The organism is Kitasatospora sp. NPDC089509 (genome assembly GCF_044749365.1).
GTDB lineage: Bacteria > Actinomycetota > Actinomycetes > Streptomycetales > Streptomycetaceae > Kitasatospora.
The window spans coordinates 55,131-73,982 of sequence record NZ_JBIVHS010000004.1; the positions used below are offsets into that span (position 1 = coordinate 55,131).

At 70.5% G+C, this 18,852-nt stretch carries 14 protein-coding genes; 4 read left to right on the forward strand and 10 right to left on the reverse strand.

All coding sequences use genetic code 11. The features are described 5' to 3' along the window. Positions 1-6 precede the first annotated feature (6 nt). Entirely contained in the window at positions 7-1,566 is a 1,560-nt protein-coding gene (radA, locus tag ACIP4P_RS09905) for a DNA repair protein RadA (protein WP_400916552.1), read from the forward strand. A 202-nt stretch (positions 1,567-1,768) separates the two neighbouring features. Then, a complete protein-coding gene (gene disA / locus ACIP4P_RS09910; protein ID WP_188306273.1) occupies positions 1,769-2,827 on the forward strand; it encodes a DNA integrity scanning diadenylate cyclase DisA in 1,059 nt (352 codons plus the stop codon). A 147-nt stretch (positions 2,828-2,974) separates the two neighbouring features. Here the strand turns inward: disA and ACIP4P_RS09915 are convergent, their stop codons facing one another. After that, positions 2,975-3,850, reverse strand: coding sequence for a hypothetical protein (locus tag ACIP4P_RS09915; protein ID WP_400916555.1), 876 nt, complete (start codon positions 3,848-3,850; stop codon positions 2,975-2,977). Between the two features lie 202 nt (positions 3,851-4,052). Here ACIP4P_RS09915 and ACIP4P_RS09920 point away from each other — a divergent pair, with 202 nt between their 5' ends. Beyond that, positions 4,053-4,970 carry an A/G-specific adenine glycosylase gene (locus tag ACIP4P_RS09920; protein ID WP_400916557.1) on the forward strand — a complete coding sequence of 306 codons (918 nt, stop codon included), beginning with the start codon at positions 4,053-4,055 and terminating at the stop codon, positions 4,968-4,970. 93 nt (positions 4,971-5,063) lie between these two features. Here the strand turns inward: ACIP4P_RS09920 and ACIP4P_RS09925 are convergent, their stop codons facing one another. Then, positions 5,064-6,659: an MDR family MFS transporter gene (locus ACIP4P_RS09925; RefSeq protein WP_350518855.1), complete on the reverse strand. Its 1,596-nt coding sequence runs from the start codon at positions 6,657-6,659 to the stop codon at positions 5,064-5,066. A 225-nt stretch (positions 6,660-6,884) separates the two neighbouring features. On the opposite strand from ACIP4P_RS09925, the gene ACIP4P_RS09930 reads away from it, so the two are divergent. Beyond that, positions 6,885-7,517, forward strand: a complete 633-nt coding sequence (locus tag ACIP4P_RS09930) for a helix-turn-helix domain-containing protein (RefSeq protein ID WP_350518856.1) — start codon at positions 6,885-6,887, stop codon at positions 7,515-7,517. 36 nt (positions 7,518-7,553) lie between these two features. Here ACIP4P_RS09930 and ACIP4P_RS09935 read toward each other — a convergent pair whose 3' ends face one another. The 8 genes from ACIP4P_RS09935 to ACIP4P_RS09970 form a co-directional block, all read right to left on the reverse strand. Beyond that, entirely contained in the window at positions 7,554-8,504 is a 951-nt protein-coding gene (locus ACIP4P_RS09935; protein ID WP_350511496.1) for a M23 family metallopeptidase, read from the reverse strand. A gap of 384 nt (positions 8,505-8,888) precedes the next feature. Next, a complete protein-coding gene (locus tag ACIP4P_RS09940) occupies positions 8,889-11,240 on the reverse strand; it encodes an immune inhibitor A domain-containing protein (RefSeq protein ID WP_400916562.1) in 2,352 nt (783 codons plus the stop codon). 277 nt (positions 11,241-11,517) lie between these two features. Further along, the gene (locus tag ACIP4P_RS09945; RefSeq protein ID WP_350511494.1) at positions 11,518-14,037 is read right to left on the reverse strand and encodes an ATP-dependent Clp protease ATP-binding subunit; all 2,520 of its coding nucleotides are present in this window, start codon (positions 14,035-14,037) and stop codon (positions 11,518-11,520) included. A gap of 666 nt (positions 14,038-14,703) precedes the next feature. Continuing rightward, positions 14,704-15,054, reverse strand: a complete 351-nt coding sequence (locus tag ACIP4P_RS09950; protein WP_400916565.1) for an Lsr2 family protein — start codon at positions 15,052-15,054, stop codon at positions 14,704-14,706. A gap of 91 nt (positions 15,055-15,145) precedes the next feature. Further along, positions 15,146-15,682: an amino-acid N-acetyltransferase gene (locus ACIP4P_RS09955; protein WP_400916568.1), complete on the reverse strand. Its 537-nt coding sequence runs from the start codon at positions 15,680-15,682 to the stop codon at positions 15,146-15,148. Between the two features lie 9 nt (positions 15,683-15,691). After that, positions 15,692-16,156: a BlaI/MecI/CopY family transcriptional regulator gene (locus ACIP4P_RS09960; RefSeq protein WP_400916571.1), complete on the reverse strand. Its 465-nt coding sequence runs from the start codon at positions 16,154-16,156 to the stop codon at positions 15,692-15,694. Between the two features lie 250 nt (positions 16,157-16,406). Further along, on the reverse strand, positions 16,407-17,963 hold the full coding sequence (gene lysX / locus ACIP4P_RS09965) for a bifunctional lysylphosphatidylglycerol synthetase/lysine--tRNA ligase LysX (protein WP_400916573.1): 1,557 nt from the start codon (positions 17,961-17,963) through the stop codon (positions 16,407-16,409). Between the two features lie 93 nt (positions 17,964-18,056). Next, complete coding sequence (locus ACIP4P_RS09970; RefSeq protein WP_400916576.1) at positions 18,057-18,806, reverse strand: hypothetical protein; 750 nt, start codon at positions 18,804-18,806, stop codon at positions 18,057-18,059. Positions 18,807-18,852: the final 46 nt, after the last annotated feature.

Sequence of the window (18,852 nt, forward strand, 5' to 3'; positions counted from 1 at the left end):
GGCCGCATGCCTCCGCGTTCCAAGACCACCGCCAAGCCGCGCCCGGCCTACCGCTGCACCGAGTGCGGCAACCAGCTGCCCAAGTGGGTCGGCCGCTGCCCGGAGTGCAACGCCTGGGGCACGGTCGAGGAGTACGGCGCGGTGCCGATCCGCACCACGGCCGCCGGCCCGGTCAGCGCCCCCGCCCGCCCGATCGCCCAGGTGGACGGCCAGGTCGCGACGGCCCGCTCGACGGGCGTCCCGGAGCTGGACCGGGTGCTCGGCGGCGGTCTGGTCCCCGGTGCGGTGGTGCTGCTGGCCGGCGAGCCCGGCGTCGGCAAGTCCACCCTGCTGCTGGACGTCGCCGCCAAGGCGGCCACCGACCGGCACCGCACCCTCTACGTCACCGGCGAGGAGTCGGCCGGCCAGGTCCGGCTGCGCGCCGACCGGATCAACGCCCTCTCCGAGCACCTCTACCTCGCCGCCGAGCAGGACCTCGGCGCGGTGCTCGGGCACATCGAGGCGGTCAACCCCGGCCTGCTGATCCTGGACTCGGTGCAGACCATCGCCTCCGCCGAGCTGGACGGCGCCCCCGGCGGCCCGGCCCAGGTCCGCGAGGTGGCCGGCGCGCTGATCCGGGCGTCCAAGGAGCGCGGCATGGCCACCCTGCTGGTCGGTCACGTCACCAAGGACGGCCAGATCGCCGGCCCGCGCCTGCTGGAGCACCTGGTGGACGTGGTGCTGAGCTTCGAGGGCGACCGGCACGCCCGGCTGCGGCTCATCCGCGGGGTCAAGAACCGTTACGGCGCCACCGACGAGGTGGGCTGCTTCGAGCTGCACGACGAGGGCATCGTCGGCCTGGCCGACCCGTCCGGCCTCTTCCTGACCAGGCGTGACAAGCCCGTCCCCGGCACCTGCCTCACCGTCACCCTGGAGGGCAAGCGCCCCCTGGTGGCCGAGGTGCAGGCGCTGATGGTGGATTCGCAGATCCCCTCCCCGCGGCGCACCACCTCGGGCCTGGAGTCGCCCCGGATCGCGATGATCCTGGCCGTGGTCGAGCGGCACGGCGGGGTGAAGCTCGGCAAGCAGGACATCTACACCGCGACGGTCGGCGGGGTGAAGCTGACCGAGCCCTCCGCGGACCTCGCGGTCGCGCTCGCGGTGGCCAGTTCCTCCACCGACACCCCGCTGCCCAGCAACCTGGTGGCGATCGGCGAGGTCGGTCTGGCGGGCGAGGTGCGGCGGGTGACGGGTGTGCAGCGCCGGCTGGCCGAGGCGCACCGGCTGGGCTTCACCCACGCCCTGGTCCCGCCGGACCCGGGCAAGGTGCCGCCGGGCATGAAGGTGGTCGAGGTGGCCGACATCGGCGAGGCGCTGCGGGCCATCCCGGGCCGCCGCCGGGCCGCCGCCAAACCGCGTGCCGAGGCACGCTCCGAGTCGCGCTCCGACGATCGCGCCGAGGCCCGTACCGGAGCCCGTGGTGAGGCTCCGTCGGCCCCGCCCGCACCCCGTTCCGCCCGGGTCCCGGCGTACCCGGACGAGCTGATGGACGGCTGGGAGCCGCTCGACTCCGACGAACTGCGCTGACCCAAGCCCTGCCGAAGCCGCACGCAGTTAGACTTTCCCCAGTCTCATTGGCCAGAAGGCAGTACCGAAGCGGTACTGAGCGACAGAGCAACAGACCGCGGACCGGCGCACGGCGCGAGGCGCGCGGCACGGGGTCGACCGGAGGAGTCACGTGGCAGCCAGCGACCGGGGGGCGGACAAGGCCTCCCGTGAGGAGGCCCTGCTGCGGGCCTCCCTCACCGCCATCGCGCCCGGTACCGCGCTTCGTGACGGCCTGGAACGGGTCCTGCGGGCCAACACCGGCGGCCTGATCGTGCTGGGTTTCGACAAGACCGTCGAGTCCCTGTGCACCGGCGGCTTCGTGCTGGACGTCGAGTTCAGCGCGACCCGCCTGCGCGAGCTGTGCAAGCTCGACGGCGCGGTGGTGCTGGACAAGGACATCACCAAGATCGTCCGGGCCGGCGTCCACCTGATGCCGGACTCCACCATCCCCACCGACGAGACCGGCACCCGCCACCGCACCGCCGAGCGGGTCAACCGGCAGACGGGGTACCCGGTGGTCGCGGTCTCGCACTCGATGCGGCTGATCGCCATGTACGTCAACGGCACCCGCCGGGTGCTGGAGGACTCCACCACCGTCCTCTCCCGCGCCAACCAGGCGCTGGCCACCCTGGAGCGCTACAAGCTGCGCCTGGACGAGGTGGCCGGCACGCTCTCCGCCCTGGAGATCGAGGACCTGGTGACGGTCCGGGACGTCACGGCCGTGGCCCAGCGGCTGGAGATGGTCCGGCTGATCGCCACCGAGATCGCCGGCTACGTGCTGGAGCTCGGCATCGACGGCCGACTGCTCTCGCTCCAGCTGGACGAGCTGATCGCGGGCGTGGAGCCGGAGCGCGAACTGGTCGCCCGGGACTACTTCCCGGAGCGCGCCGCCAAGAAGGGCCGGACGGTCACCGAGGTGCTGGCCGACCTGGAGGCGCTCACCCACGCCGAGCTGCTGGACCTCCAGACGGTCGCCAAGGCGCTCGGCTACTCCGGCTCGCCGGAGTCCCTGGACTCCGCGGTGTCCCCGCGCGGCTACCGCCTGCTGGCGAAGATCCCGCGCCTGCCCAACACGGTGATAGAGCGCCTGGTCGAGCACTTCGGCGGCCTGCAGAAGCTGCTCGCCGCCAGCATCGACGACCTCCAGACGGTCGAGGGCGTCGGCGAGACCCGGGCCCGCTCGGTCCGCGAGGGCCTGTCCCGGCTTGCCGAATCGTCCATTCTGGAGCGCTACGTCTGACCGCACGCGGCGCAGAGCGGCAACGGCCCCCGGAGAAACGCTTCCCCGGGGGCCGTCCCATGTCTGGCGCGCCGAGTCGGAGCTCCACAACGCCGGAGCCCCCGACCGCCGCGGCGGTCGGGGGCTCCGTACGGAACTGACGGTCGCTCAGCCGTCCAGTCGGATCGAGGTCCGGGCCGACACCTTGTCCCCGGAGAGCCCGGTGAGCTCGGCGAGCACCACGTACGTCCCGTTCGCCGGCGCCGTCTGGTCGGCGGTCGCGCACTGCGGCTTGCTGCGGCTGCGGTCCCAGGTGAAGGTCTCGGTCTGGCTGCCGTTCGCCGGGATCTGCACCCAGATGTTGCCCTTGTCGGGCGGGCAGTCGCCGGAGGACCAGACCCGGTCGTTGTTGCCACCGCTGCTGACCGTGATCACGGAGGCGGTACGGCCCAGGTCCACCCGGCAGTTGGCGCCGGAGGAGTTCTTGACCGTTAGGGCCAGCTTGGGCTTGTCCTTGGGCTGGTACGAGTTCTGGGTGCCCGCCAGCTCCAGGGCGACCTGCGAGGAGGAGCAGACCGGAAGCGCCATCACCTCGGTGGTGTTCACCGCTGGGGGGCCGCCGGAACCGCCCGAGCCTCCGGTGCCACCGGCGCCGCCGGACCCGCCGTTCGCGCCGCCGCCGGAGCCGCCCGTGCCACCGGACCCGCCCGCGCCACCGGCTCCACCGGTGCCGCCGCCGCTGAGGCCGACCTCGCTGCCGCCGCCGCTGGCCACCGGCCCGCCGCTGGAGCCGCCACCGGCCGGGTGCGCCGCGGGGCCGCTCGGCGAGGCGCCCGGCGTGATCGCCTGGGCGGGTGTCTGACTCTGGGACGGAACGGCCTGAGCGGCCTTGCTCTGTGAGCCGTCGTCACCGCCTCCGCCCTGATCGGACATCAGCCAGGCGATCAGGGCGACGACCGCCGCGACGGCGACGAGCACGACGACGCGCCGACGCCAGTAGATCGAGGCCGGCAACGGTCCCACGGGTTGACGCAGAGAGGGCACGATCAAACTCTATGGGACTCCGTGTGGTGATTGACTCACCAACACCGCACAGTCGCCCCTTCTTTCACATGATCCGCCATTTGATCCGTTCGAGGGAGCCCCGAAAGGCTGATTTCCCGGCCGGCAGCCGACTGATCCGGTCGATCCGGAGTAGCTCCCTCCACTTCGGCCGGATCCGCGGCCGTGGGAGGATCGAAGGGCCATGACTGCCATCACCGCCGCCGAAGCCGCCCCCGCGCCGCCGCTGCCCCTGCCGCTGCTGCACTCGACCGTCATCGACTGGTACGAGGCCAGCAAGCGTGACCTGCCCTGGCGGACCCCCGACGCGACGCCCTGGGCGGTCATGGTGAGCGAGTTCATGCTCCAGCAGACCCCGGTGAAGCGGGTGCTGCCCGCCTGGCAGGCCTGGATGACCCGCTGGCCCACCCCCGCCGACCTCGCCGCCGACGCGCCCGGCGAGGCGGTCCGGATGTGGGGCCGACTGGGCTACCCGCGTCGGGCGCTGCGCTTGCACGCGGCCGCCGTGGCGATCACCGACGAGCACGGCGGCGAGGTCCCGGACGACCACGCCACGCTGCTCTCGCTGCCCGGGGTGGGGGAGTACACCGCCGCCGCGGTCGCCTCCTTCGCCTTCCGCCAGCGGCACGTGGTGCTGGACACCAACGTCCGCCGGGTCTTCGCCCGCGCCGTGACCGGCGTCGAGTACCCGGCCACCGCGACCACCGCCGCCGAGCGCCGCACCGCGACGACGCTGCTGCCCGACGACGCCGCGACGGCGGCCACCTGGGCGGTCGGCGTGATGGAGCTGGGCGCGCTGGTCTGCACCGCCCGCGGCCCGGAGTGCGGGGACTGCCCGCTGTTCACGGTCTGCGCCTGGCAGCGGGCCGGCCGCCCGCCGTACGAGGGCCCGGCCCGGCGCGGCCAGTCCTACGAGGGCACCGACCGCCAGGTGCGCGGCAAGCTGCTGGCCGTCCTGCGCGAGGCGCACGGCACGGTGCCGCAGGCCCGGCTGGACGCGGTCTGGCCGGACGCGGTGCAGCGCGCCCGGGCGCTGGACGGCCTGGTCGCCGACGGCCTGGTCGAGCCCGTCGAGCAGGGCGTCTACCGCCTGCCCCAGTGAACGACGGCGCCCGCTGAACGACGGTGCCCCCGGGAGAGCAGCTCTCCCGGGGGCACCGTCGTACGAAGGGCCGTCGGACGGCCGAGGGGACCGTCAGACGGCCGCCGCCTCCAGCGAGACCTCGGCCGGCTTCTCGTCCTTGCCGGTGCCGCGCAGCGGCACCTCGCGCAGGAACACCGCCGCGGCGATGGCGATCACGGCCACCCCGGCGCCCCACAGGAAGACGGTGTGCAGGCCGTTGGAGACCGCGTGGTGGTAGGCGTCCTGGACGACCTCGGGCAGCTTGCGCAGCTCGACCGGGCTCATCTGGCCCGGGTCCTTCGCCCCGCCGCCGGCCGAGGCGTGGTCGCCCAGCCGCGCGGTCATGGTGTCCTTCACCCGGTTGTTGAACAGGGCGCCGAACAGCGCGACACCGAAGGAACCGCCGATGGTGCGGAACAGGGTGGCGGTGGAGCTGGCCACGCCCATGTCCTTGAGCTCGACGCTGTTCTGCGCGACCAGCATGGTGATCTGCATCAGGAAGCCCATGCCGGCGCCGAGCACGACCATCCAGCAGGCCGAGGTGAAGCTGCTGGTCTCGGTGCCCATGGTGGAGAGCAGGATCATGCCGCCGGTCATCACGATGGTGCCGATGATCGGGAAGATCCGGTACTTGCCGGTCTTGGTGACGGCCTGGCCGACCACCAGCGAGACCACCAGCATGCCGAACATCATCGGCATCAGCAGCAGGCCGGAGTTGGTGGCCGAGGCGCCCTGGACGATCTGCTGGTAGAGCGGCAGGAAGACGGTCGAGCCGAACATCACGAAGCCGACCACGAAGCCGATGATCGAGACCAGGGTGAAGTTCAGGTTCCGGAACAGGCCCAGCGGCAGCATCGGCTCCTGGGCCCGCTGCTCGACGTAGCAGAAGGCGATCAGCGAGGCGACGGCGAGCGCGGCCAGGCCGAGGATCTCCTTGGAGCCCCAGGCGTACTGCTGGCCGCCCCAGGTGGTGATCAGCACGAGCGAGGTGATGCCGACGGTGAGCAGCACGGCGCCGGGGTAGTCGATCCGGGCGGTGTTGCGGACCTTCGGCAGCTTCAGGGTCACCACGACCACGGCGAGCGCGATGACGCCGAGCGGCAGGTTGATGTAGAAGGTCCAGTGCCAGCTCAGGTGGTCGGTGATGAACCCGCCGACCAGCGGCCCACCTATGGTGGCGAGGGCCATCACGGCGGCGAACATGCCCTGGTACTTGCCGCGGTCACGCGGCGCGACGAGCGCGCCCATGATCGACATGACGCCGACCATCAGACCGCCGGCGCCGAGGCCCTGCACGGCGCGGAAGCCGATCAGCTCGTTCATGTTCTGCGACAGGCCGGACAGCGCCGAGCCCACCAGGAAGATCACGATCGAGGTGAGGAAGACGCCCTTGCGGCCGTAGAGGTCGCCGAGCTTGCCCCAGATCGGGGTGGAGGCGGCGGTGGCCAGGGTGTAGGCGGTGACCACCCAGGACAGGTGCTCGGCACCGCCGAGGTCGCCGACGATGGTCGGCATGGCGGTGCCGACGATCAGGTTGTCGAGCATGGCCAGCAGCATGGTGACGACCAAGCCGACCATCACGAGGCGGATCTCGCGGGGCGACCGCGGCTGTTCCTCCTCGGCCGTCTTCTCCTCCGGTGCCTGGCCGGCGGTCTTGGACTGTGACATGGGGTGGGTCTCCCGGAGGGGTGTTTCGGAGGGGCGTCCCGCCGGGTGGCGGCTCACTTACTTGACGCCCGGCTAGTTTATCGATCGTCGGCACGGTAAGTTGTTTCCTAGCCGGTCGTCAAGCCAGTTTCGATACCGGCCGCCTGGGCAGGGAGAATGGACCCGGGGCGGACGCCATCCCGGGGTCCGCAGCAAGTAGTCACCGACGCAGTCATGAGGCAGGCCATGGGCACTCCGCACAGCCCCCGCAGCGACACCCGGGCTCGCATCATCGAGGTGTCGTTGGAGCTCTTCTCGGAGCAGGGCTACGAGCAGACCTCGCTGCGCGAGATCGCCGACCGCCTGGGCGTCACCAAGGCCGCGCTCTACTACCACTTCAAGACCAAGGACGACATCGTCCTGGGCATCGTCGAGCGGATGGCCGCGCCGATCGACGAGATCATCGCGTGGGGCCGGGAGCAGGCCTGGAGCCCGGAGATGCGCGACGAGCTGATCCGCCGCTACGCGGACGGGATGGCCGAGCGGGCCCCGCTGCTGCGGTTCTTCCACGAGAACCAGCCCGCGCTGCGCGAGTCCCCGGCCGGGCTGGCCTTCCGGGACCGCGTGATCACCATGATGCAGCTGGTGCACGGACCGGAGGCGCAGTTCCGCGACCGGCTGCGGGCCACCATGGCGCTGTTCACCGCCCACTCGGCGTTCTTCCTGCTCAAGCAGGACGACGCCGACTGCGGCGACGCCCTGAACGTGTGGGGCGAGAAGATGCCGCACGCCGAGATGGACGAGGCGCTGGAGGCGGCCCGGGAGGTCGCGCTGGAGATCAGCGCCCGGATCGGTGAGCGGGCCGACGGCACCAGTTGAGGTGCCGGGGGCCAGGGCCTGTCCGGTGGACAGGCCCTAGAACGCCGTGACGCCGTGCCCGGAGAGGTAGGCGATCGGGTTGATCACCGCGCCGTAGCGGTTGCTGGTGCGGATCTCGAAGTGCAGGTGCGGCCCGGTGGAGTTGCCGGTGTTCCCGGACAGCCCGATCCGCTGGCCCACCGACACCTGCTGGCCCGCCGAGACCGAGAGCGCGGACAGGTGGGCGTACTGGGCGAAGTGCCCGTCGGCGAGCCGCAGCACGACCTCCTTGCCGTACGCGCCGTCCCAGCCGGCCGAGACCACGGTCGCGTCGCCGACCGCGAGCACCGGCGTGCCCGGGGACACCGCGAAGTCCACCCCGGTGTGGTACCCGGCGGCGTACTCGGAGTTGGCCACCCCGTACGGATTGCTGGTCGGTGCGTCCGGTACCGGCGCCGACCAGTCCGGCGCGGGCGCCGGGGCCGGGGCGGCCTCCGGCTGGGCCTCGGCGGGGTCGGCGGCGGGTTCGGGGGCGGCCGGATCGGCGGTCCCGGGCTCCGGGGCCGGCGGGTCGAACGGCAGCAGGTTGGGGGCGACCGCCACGAAGGCCTGCGCCGAGGCGCCGTCGTCCGGCAGCTTGTACGGGCTGGGCCCGGCCACCTGGACCAGTCCGGGGTTGGGCACCTCGGCCCGCGGGGCGGTGAAGGCCGAACTGCCCGGGGTGGTCGGCAGCACGGTCTGCGCCGAGGCGCTGCCCGGTGCGGCCACCAGCAGCGCGCCCGCGAGCAGCACCGCGACGGACCCGGCCGAGACCACCGCGTGGTCGCGCTCGGTGCGCTGCCGGCTGCCCGGCAGAGTGGCGTGTCGGGGGGTGGCCAGCAGGCGCAGCGGCGGCACGGCACGGCTGCGGACGGCCTGGCCGATCCGCGGCTGCCAGACGGCCGCCTGGGCCGTCGCACGGACGGCGAGCCGGCGCAGGGCCGGTCCCACGGGCGGAACGGTGGACATCGCCGGCGTACCTCACGGTCGGACGGGGGCAGCACGAAGCGCCCGATCGGGCGCTTCGCTGAGCGGGGGACCACTCAGGTGTAACGGTCACCGAGCGGAGTCCCAAACGGCGTGACGTACTACGGCGTGTAGTCATCGTGGCGCCGGATATTCAAGCCGACGGAGTAATGATCATGCGATCGGATCGTCCACGACCGGCCCGATCCGCCCCGTCGTCCCGCCCGCCCGACTACTAGGCCCGGTCGTACCGCGGCGAATCGCTGTGACGATCGCCACCCGTGAACCGGGTTTGATGCCCGAAAAAGCGGCCGGCCCGCCCCCGCGGGAAGCGGGGGCGGGCCGGCCGTGGAGGCTGGGGTCAAACTGCCATCACACCGGGTGCGATCAGTTGTCGACCGGGCGGACCCGGATCCAGGTCTCCAGGTAGTTCGCGGACTCGTTCTCGACCTCGATGCTGGTGCCCGTCTTGGGGACGTCGACACCGGCGTACGGGTTGTCCTTCGACCACCAGGACTTCAGGTCGTTGAACTCGTCGACGCCCTTGGACTTCGGGATGACCGTCTCGACGTCGGCCTTGTGCAGGGTCAGCGCCGGGACGCGGCGCGAACCGAAGGTCGAGTCGAAGCCCTGCATGCGCGGACGCATCAGGGTGCCGTCGGACCACTTCATCGGGGTCGGGTGCGAGTCGACCGGCAGGACCAGGCCGTGGCCCGGGTGGGCGCTCACGTTGTTGTCGGTCTGCGACTCGTCCCAATACCAGATCAGCAGGCCCGGCTGGTACGAGTAGTGCTCGGCCCAGTTCGGCTTGGCGGCCGAGCCGAAGTTGTACGGGCCGGTCTTCAGCGTCTGGTCGAACGACACGTACTGCTTGTTCTCCGCGATGTAGTACTGCGCGTAGTCCTTGGTGTACGAGCCGCCGAAGCGGGTGAAGCCGGCGGCGGTCCAGCCGTTGTCGCCGTTCTCCACGTCGTCGCTGAACACGGTCGCGCCGTCGGCGACCACCGCGATGTTGTCCACCGCGAAGCCGCGGTAGTGCAGGCCGCCGTCGGTGGTGTTGTGGTAGCGGAACTGGATCTTCTTGCCGGCGAAGGCGTCCAGGTTGAACGACAGGTCGCCCCAGGCGGCGGTCAGGCCGCTGAGGGCCGGGCGGCCGTTCTCCTTGGGCAGCGCGGCGCCGTTCCAGGTGCCGTCCACCACGGTCCAGGTCTTGCCGCCGTCGGCGGAGACCTCACCGAAGGCGTAGTCGAAGTCCTGCTCCAGCTCGTACCAGGCCTTGGCGTTGATGCTGGCCTTGGTCTTGCCGGTGAGGTCGATGTCCCGGGTGAGCGTGACGTTCAGGTTGTCGGCGCTGCCGCTCCACCACTCGTTGTTGCCCCCGAAGGGCTTGTTGATGTCGGTGGTGATGCTCTTCTTCGGCAGGTCGACGATGAGCGCCTGCGGCAGGTTGGTGTTGTACTCGACCGGGCCGATGTGGTGGGTCGACTCGGTGCCGGCCTTGGCGCGGTCGGCCTTCAGCCAGCCGAGCTGGTACTTGCTCCAGGCGTCGAGGTCGTTCGGCATGTCGCCGATGCTGTCCTTGCCCTCGCCGAGCCAGGAGCCGGAGGACATCAGCGACCAGAAGCCGACCGAGTTGTCGATGCCCTTGCCCGCGGTGTCGTAGAGGTCCGGCAGACCGAGGTCGTGGCCGTACTCGTGGGCGAAGACGCCGAGGCCGCCGTTCTCCGGCTGCATCGTGTAGTCGCCGATCCAGAAGCCGGTGTTGCCGACCTGGACGCCGCCGAGCTTGTTGTTGTCCGGACCGGCCTGGCCGGTCAGGTTGCCGTAGACGTACGAGCGGTGCGCCCACAGGGCCTTGCTGCCCTGCTTGCCGCCACCGGCCGACTTGTCCTCACCGGCGTGCACGATCTGGAAGTGGTCGATGTACCCGTCGGGCTGGTTGAAGTTCCCGTCGTGGTGCGACCCGTAGCGGTCCCACTGGTCGTACTGGGCCAGCGTCGCCTTGATCTGGGCGTCGGTCTGACCCTTCGCCACCTGGTCCTTGTACCAGATGTCGACGGCGTCGCGGATCAGGTCCTGGGCGCTGGAGCAGACGTTGGAGCCGCAGTAGTCCGAGCCGTAGCGGGCCTCGTTCCACGGCACCCGGACCCAGTCCGAGACCACGCCGTCGACCGAGTAGCGGCCCGAGGACTGCTTCTCGTAGAAGGTCTTCAGCGAGGGCTTGTCCTTGCTGAAGTACAGGTCCTGGTAGTGCTGCTGGTTGTAGTCGGCCTGCCAGGCGGTCGAGTTGTTCGTGGCCCGGTCCGGCGCCGCGATCTCGTTGTGCTTGGGGCCGGGCTCGCCACCGTACTTGACCTTGCCGTCGGCGGTCTTGGTGGTGTTGTCGACCTGGTCGCCGAAGTCGACCAGGATCGTGAAGATCTTGTCCGTGCGCTCACGGGCGAGCTCGACGTACTTGTCCTTGCCGAGCTTCACGCTGGTGCTGCCGTTGTGCTGCTCGACCTGGGCGGTGCCGTTGAGCAGCTGCTCGGTGGCGGCCTTCTTCTCGGCCTCGACCTTGGCGGTCAGCGGGCCCGGGATGTTGTGCTCGGTGGTGACGGACTGGACGGCGTCGGCGGGGTCCCTCGGGACCGGCGCCGAGCCGGCCGCGACGGCGCTGCTCGGGAACAGACCCGCGCCGAGCGTGACTATGACCGCCGCGGCGGTGGCGACCGCTGCGGCTCTCCTGGTGGTCTTCAACGTTGTGACGCCCTCCCCGACCGAGCCGACTCTTGGCCAAGGCCCGGTAAACCAATATGAAAGACAGGTGGACGTCATTTGACCGAAGTGGGGCGGGAAAAGATAGACCTTGACCCTGACATGGGCACGGCGCTATGCTCGCCGATTTCACGTCAGCTGACGGCCCGTCGGCAACGTCCCAGGTCCGGGGCGGGGTGCGGGAGGCGGGAACGCACCGAGCCCCCGGCGCGAACGCCGGGGGCTCGGTGGCTGTGAAGTTGTCTGTTAAATGTTGCTCTTACTTCGTCAGGTCCGGACCGGACGAAGCGACCTCGGCGGGGGTGTCCGCGACGGCCGACTTCTCCTCGCCGCGGAAGGTGAACTTGGCTTCCTTGCCCTCGCCCTCCACGTCGACGACCACGATGTGGCCGGCCCGCAGCTCGCCGAAGAGGATCTTCTCGGAGAGGTGGTCCTCGATCTCGCGCTGGATGGTGCGGCGCAGCGGACGGGCGCCCAGGAGCGGGTCGTAGCCGCGCTTGGCCAGCAGCTTCTTGGCCTCGACGCTGAGCTCCAGGCCCATGTCCTTGTCCTTGAGCCGCTCGTCCACCTTGTCGATCATCAGGTCGACGATCTTGATGATGTCGTCCTCGGACAGCTGGTGGAACACCACGATGTCGTCGACGCGGTTCAGGAACTCGGGGCGGAAGTGCTGCTTGAGCTCCTCGCCGACCTTCGCCTTCATCCGCTCGTACCCGCTCTGGGAGTCACCCGTGGCCGCGAAGCCCAGGTTGAAGCCCTTGGAGATGTCCCGGGTGCCGAGGTTGGTCGTCATGATGATGACGGTGTTCTTGAAGTCGACCACGCGGCCCTGGGAGTCGGTCAGGCGACCGTCCTCCAGGATCTGCAGCAGCGAGTTGAAGATGTCCGGGTGGGCCTTCTCGACCTCGTCGAAGAGGACGACCGAGAACGGCTTGCGGCGGACCTTCTCGGTCAGCTGGCCGCCCTCCTCGTAGCCCACGTATCCGGGCGGGGAGCCGAACAGCCGGGAGACGGTGTGCTTCTCGGAGAACTCGGACATGTCGAGCGCGATCAGCGCGTCCTCGTCGCCGAAGAGGAACTCGGCGAGCGTCTTGGACAGTTCGGTCTTACCGACGCCGGACGGGCCGGCGAAGATGAACGAACCGCCGGGACGCTTCGGGTCCTTGAGGCCCGCACGGGTGCGCCGGATGGCCTGGGAGAGCGCCTTGATGGCGTCCTTCTGGCCGATGACGCGCTTGTGCAGCTCGTCCTCCATGCGGAGCAGACGCGAGGTCTCCTCCTCAGTGAGCTTGAAGACCGGGATGCCGGTGGCGGTGGCCAGGACCTCGGCGATGAGCTCCTCGTTGACCTCCGCGACGACGTCCATGTCGCCGGCCTTCCACTCCTTCTCGCGCTTGGCCTTGGCCTGCAGGAGCTGCTTCTCGTCGTCGCGCAGGGACGCGGCCTTCTCGAAGTCCTGCGCGTCGATCGCGCTCTCCTTCTCGCGGCGCACGTCGGCGATCTTCTCGTCGAACTCGCGCAGGTCCGGCGGCGCGGTCATCCGGCGGATGCGCATTCGGGAGCCGGCCTCGTCGATCAGGTCGATGGCCTTGTCCGGCAGGAAGCGGTCCGAGATGTACCGGTCGGCCAGGGTGGCGGCGGCGACCAGGGCGGCGTCCGTGATGGAGACCCGGTGGTGGGCCTCGTAGCGGTCGCGCAGACCCTTGAGGATCTCGATGGTGTGCGGCAGCGAGGGCTCCGCGACCTGGATCGGCTGGAAGCGGCGCTCCAGCGCGGCGTCCTTCTCCAGGTGCTTGCGGTACTCGTCCAGGGTGGTGGCACCGATGGTCTGCAGCTCGCCGCGGGCCAGCATCGGCTTGAGGATGCTGGCGGCGTCGATGGCGCCCTCGGCGGCGCCCGCGCCGACCAGGGTGTGCAGCTCGTCGATGAACAGGATGATGTCGCCGCGGGTGCGGATCTCCTTGAGCACCTTCTTCAGGCGCTCCTCGAAGTCACCGCGGTAGCGCGAGCCGGCCACCAGGGCGCCCAGGTCCAGCGTGTAGAGCTGCTTGTCCTTGAGCGTCTCCGGGACCTCGCCCTTGACGATCGCCTGCGCCAGGCCCTCGACCACGGCGGTCTTGCCGACGCCGGGCTCACCGATCAGGACCGGGTTGTTCTTGGTGCGGCGGGACAGCACCTGCATGACCCGCTCGATCTCCTTCTCGCGCCCGATGACCGGGTCGAGCTTGGCCTCGCGGGCGGCCTGGGTGAGGTTGCGCCCGAACTGGTCCAGGACCAGCGAGGTCGACGGGGTGCCCTCGGCGGGCCCGCCGGCCGTGGCCGACTCCTTGCCGCCGCTGGTCTGGTAGCCGGAGAGCAGCTGGATGACCTGCTGGCGCACCCGGTTGAGGTCGGCACCCAGTTTGACCAGGACCTGGGCGGCGACGCCCTCGCCCTCGCGGATCAGGCCGAGCAGGATGTGCTCGGTGCCGATGTAGTTGTGGCCGAGCTGCAGGGCCTCCCGGAGCGACAGCTCCAGGACCTTCTTCGCCCGGGGGGTGAAGGGAATGTGGCCGGACGGGGCCTGCTGGCCCTGGCCGATGATCTCCTCGACCTGCTGGCGTACGGCCTCAAGAGAAATCCCGAGGCTCTCCAGGGCCTTGGCGGCGACGCCCTCGCCCTCGTGGATCAGACCCAGGAGGATGTGCTCGGTGCCGATGTAGTTGTGGTTGAGCATCCGGGCTTCTTCCTGAGCCAGGACGACAACCCGCCGCGCGCGGTCGGTGAACCTCTCGAACATCGTTTATCGCTCCTCAGAGCGGTCGGGCAGTTCGGGGTCCGTCCCCGCCCTGTCCTTCCGCATGCTAGTCCCGCTCAGCGGCGCGGCCCACGGATTCACTCCCCGGTAGAGGAGCGAGATGCTGCGCGACCAGCCGACACCAATCCCAACCTGATGCTGGGAATCGGTGTTCCCACAGGTGGGCCGGATGCACCGGAATCCGCTACGCCATCGGCGAACAAGAGCCGCCGGGGCGGAGCCGGACCCCCTGCGGCCGGTCGCACACGCTGCCCCTGGACGGGTCGAAGAACCCGTCCACCTGCATTCATACCCGGTATCGGGGCGGTTCTCGCGCAGTTTCCGCGGTGGCGGTGTTCGCCTGGCGAGAAGTCGGGCCGCGGTGGCGGTGGTTCAACGGCGACCGGAGTGGTCGTACGCCGTCCCGGGGGTGTCCGCGTTACCGCTTCGCCCCTACAGCGTTGCACAGCTCGTGATTGTTCCGCCGCCCGAGCCCACCGCCCCGGCCGGTCCGGCCGCCCCGGGCCACGGCACCGGCGGTGCCGTGGTCGTCCGGGTGCGCGCCGCGGGGCGCGGAGGTGTTCCCTCCGCGCCCCGCGCGTGTGTCGTCGGCGCCGTGCACGGCCGCCGGGGCCCCGCATCCGCTCCGGCGGGCCGGTGGCGCCGGGGTCAGGACGCGTTGGCCCTGTCGTAGGCCTCGCGGACGGTGCTCGGCACCCGGCCGCGGTCGTTGACGTCCATGCCCTGCTCCTTGGCCCACGCGCGGATCTTCGCGGTGTCGGGAGCACTGCCGGCCGGACGCGTCGCGGGGCCGCGGCCCGGACGACGGGGGCCGGCGAGTCGGCCGCTCTGCTTGCGGCCCTTCTCCAGGTAGGGCGCCAGCAGACCGCGGAGCTTGTCCGCGTTGGCGCTCTTCAGGTCGATCTCGTAGGCAACGCCGTCGAGCGCGAACGTCACCGTCTCGTCCGCCGAACCGCCATCGAGATCGTCTTCAAGAATGACCTGCACCCTCTGTGCCACGGGCTTCCCTTTCCGCTAAACGACCCATTGCCTAAGGAAAGGAAAGCGCCTTTCTCCGGAAAACACAAACCCTTGACCGGCACGGAGCCGCTCAGAGGTGCAGCAGCATGCGCGAGTTGCCCAGCGTGTTGGGCTTCACCCGCTCCAGGTCGAGGAACTCCGCGACACCTTCATCGTACGAGCGGAGAAGTTCTTCATAGACGTCCGTAGCGATCGCCGCCGGATCTGTCGTACCATCATCGGTTTCCTGAAGCTCCCCGATCTCGACGAAACCGTGTTTCGCGAAGAACGGCACCTCGAACGTCAAGCAGAAAATCCGACGGACACCCAGCCAGCGCGCCGTCTGCACCAGCTTCTCCAAGAGCAGATGCCCGATCCCGAAGCCCCGGCAGGACGGATGGACCGCCAGCGTGCGGACCTCGGCGAGGTCCTCCCACATCACGTGCAGGGCGCCGCAGGCCACCACCGCGCCGTTGTCGTCGCGTTCCGCGACCCAGAACTCCTGGACGGATTCGAACAGTGTGACTGTGGGCTTGTCGAGCAGAATGCCGTCGCGCGAGTAGGCGTCGATGAGCCCGCGTACGGCCCGTACGTCCGTGGTCCGCGCGCGGCGGATGGTGACCTCCATGGCGGGACGTTATCGCGTCGCGCCGGGCGCGGTCTCCCCGGTATCCGCGCCGCCGGTATCCGGGCCGTCCCCGGCGGAATCCCCGGCGGGCGGATCCGCCGCCGGATCGGACGGGAACAACGCCGCCACCCGCAGGGCGTCCCGGAGTGCCTCGCGCTGCTCCGGCGACATCAGGCCGAAGAAGTGCACCAGGGCCGCCGCGGGATTGTCACCGGTGGCCCAGGCGTCGTTCATCAGGGCCGCCGTGTACGCCTCACGCGAGGAGACCGGTTCATATCGATAGGCCCGGCCGACCCGCTCGCGACGCAACCAGCCCTTTCTGTGCAGCTTGTCCAGGACGGTCATCACCGTGGTGTACGCGATTTCCCGTTCCGACTGCAGATCCAGGAGAACCTCGCGAACCGTCACCGGTCGGTTCCACCGCCACACCCGGGTCATGATGGCGTTCTCAAGTTCGCCGAGTTGCCGGACCATAGTGCCGCCAGGATAGGGAGTGAATGGGGCAAATCTTGTGAAGTGCGCCAAACCGGCGCGCCGCCACCCCCGGGAATCGGGAATGGCGGCGCGGGTGGTGCGTGGCGGCTGACGACGTCAGTCGGATCAGTCGATGTCTTCCTTGGCCTTCTGGGCCCCGCCCTGGCTGCGGATGATGGCCCGCACCAGGAATCCGAAGCCGATCGCCATGACCAGCGGCGGCACGATCGCGCTGACGTAGTCCATCAGGTCACTCCTCCTCGGTCTTCTCCGCCGTCGCGGCGGAAGCCTTCGGCTCCGGCTTCACCAGCGGGAAGAGCACCGTCTCCCGGATGTTCTTGCCGGTCAGCAGCATGATCAGGCGGTCCACGCCGAGGCCGAGGCCACCGGTCGGGGGCATCGCGTACTCCAGGGCGCGCAGGAAGTCCTCGTCCACCTGCATCGCCTCGACGTCGCCGCCGGCCGCCAGCAGGGACTGGGCGGTGAGGCGGGCGCGCTGCTCGACCGGGTCGATCAGCTCGGAGTAGGCGGTGCCGATCTCGGTGCCGAAGATCACCAGGTCCCACTTCTCGGCCACGCCGGCGACCGAGCGGTGCTGGCGGGTCAGCGGGGAGACCTCGGTCGGGTAGTCCTTGATGAAGGTCGGCCGGACGGCGTTCTCCTCCAGCAGGCGCTCGACCATCTCCAGCACGATCTGGCCGTGGCCCCAGTTCTTCTCGAACGGGATGTCGTGGTCGAAGGCCAGCTTGCGCAGCTCCTCGACGGTGGTCTCCGGGGTGACCTCGACGCCCAGGTGGGCGGAGATGCCCGGGTAGACGCTGACCTCCTCCCACGGCTCGGCCAGGTCGATCTCGTGCTCCACGCCGTGCGGGTCCAGGCCCTTGATCACGGTGGTGCCCAGGGCGTCCCGGGCGGCGTTGACGATCGTCGCGCGGATCAGCTCGGCCTGGGTGTCGTAGTCGCCGTAGGCCTCGTACGACTCCAGCGAGGTGAACTCCGGGTTGTGGGTGGAGTCCGCGCCCTCGTTGCGGAAGTTGCGGTTGATCTCGAAGACCTTCTCGGCGCCGCCGACCACCAGCCGCTTGAGGTACAGCTCGGGGGCGATGCGCATGTAGAGGTCGATGTCGTACGCGTTGATGTGCGTCTTGAACGGACGGGCGTTGGCGCCGCCGTGCACCGGCTGCAGCATCGGGGTCTCGACCTCGATGTAGCCGCGGTCCTCGTAGGTGCGGCGGATCGAGCGGACCACCTTGCTGCGCAGGTGCAGGATCTCGCGCGCCTCGGGGTTCACGATCAGGTCGACGTAGCGCTGGCGGACCCGGGCCTCCGGGTCGGTCAGGCCCTTGTGCTTGTCCGGCAGCGGGCGCAGGCACTTGGCGGTGAGCTCCCAGCGGTCCACCATCACGGACAGCTCGCCGCGCTTGGAGGTGATCACCTCGCCCTCGACGCCGACCTGGTCGCCGAGGTCGATGTCGGCCTTCCAGGCGGCCAGCCGCTCGGGGCCGAGCTTGTCCAGGGAGAACATCACCTGGAGGTCGCCGGTGCCGTCGCGCAGGGTGGCGAAGCAGAGCTTGCCGCCGGTGCGGGAGAGGATCACCCGCCCGGTGATGCCGGCGCGCTCGCCGGTCGCGGTGTCGGGTTCGAGGTCCGGGTGCTTGGCACGCAGGTCCGCGATGGTGCTGGTGCGGGGGAAACCGACCGGGTACGGGTCGACGCCGGCCGCCCGGAGCCGGTCCAGCTTCTCGCGCCGGACGCGCATCTGCTCGGGAAGGTCGTCGGTCGCGGGAACAAGGCTCTGATCGCTCACCCCACAAGGGTAGCCAGCCGTACACCGTGCTCCGCGCCCGGATGCGCCGAGGGGAGACCGTGGCGACGGTCTCCCCTCGGCGGCGGGGCCGGATCAGCCGGTGCCGGTGCGGAGTTCGATCTCCTCCGGGGCCCCGTCGGCGGGCGGGGCCGGGTGGGCCGGGGGCTTGGGGCGGCGGCCGAACAGCTCGGCCGGGGTGGGCATCCGGTGCGGGCGGGGCGGGGTCTGCGCGGCGGCGGGCTGCTCCGGGCGGGAGTCCCGGGAGTCGGTGCTGCTCATCGTGGTCCGTCCTCCTACAGGGGTGGGGTGACTGCTAGGTGGTGCGGCGGGGTTCGGTACGGCCACCAGGTGGCGCGGGTGCCCGGCGGTGAGCGCCAGCCGCTCGCGGACGGCGGCCTCGGCCAGCGCGTGGCAGCGCCCGGCCAGCCGGGAGCGGCGGGCCCGCTCGCCGTGGCCGCAGGGCTGGCGGGTCAGCCCGCGCAGCGCGGTGAGGTCCTCCGGTCCGGGCAGGTAGCCGTCGGTCACCGCCTCCTCCAGCCGTTCCAGGTAGCCGGCGGCGGTGCCGGGCAGCGCGGCGCGGTAGCGGCAGAGGTCGGCGAGCAGGAAGGCGCGCAGTCGGCCGCCCTCCTGGACGGCCTCGTCGATCGCCTCGGTCAGGTGCAGGGCGTCCTGGACGTCCTCGGCCCACAGTTCGGCGCCCGGCCCGGCGAGCGCCGTCCGGTCGGGTCCCTGGAGGTGGACGGGGACGGCGGGGTGCAGGGCTTGGGCGAGGGCTCGGCGCAGCACGCGGACTTCGTCGGCGCTGAAGGCCATGCCGCCGCGCGATCCGTGTGGCGTAGGCATGGACTGACACTACGTGACGAATATCCGATTTGTCGGTAACGTCGCG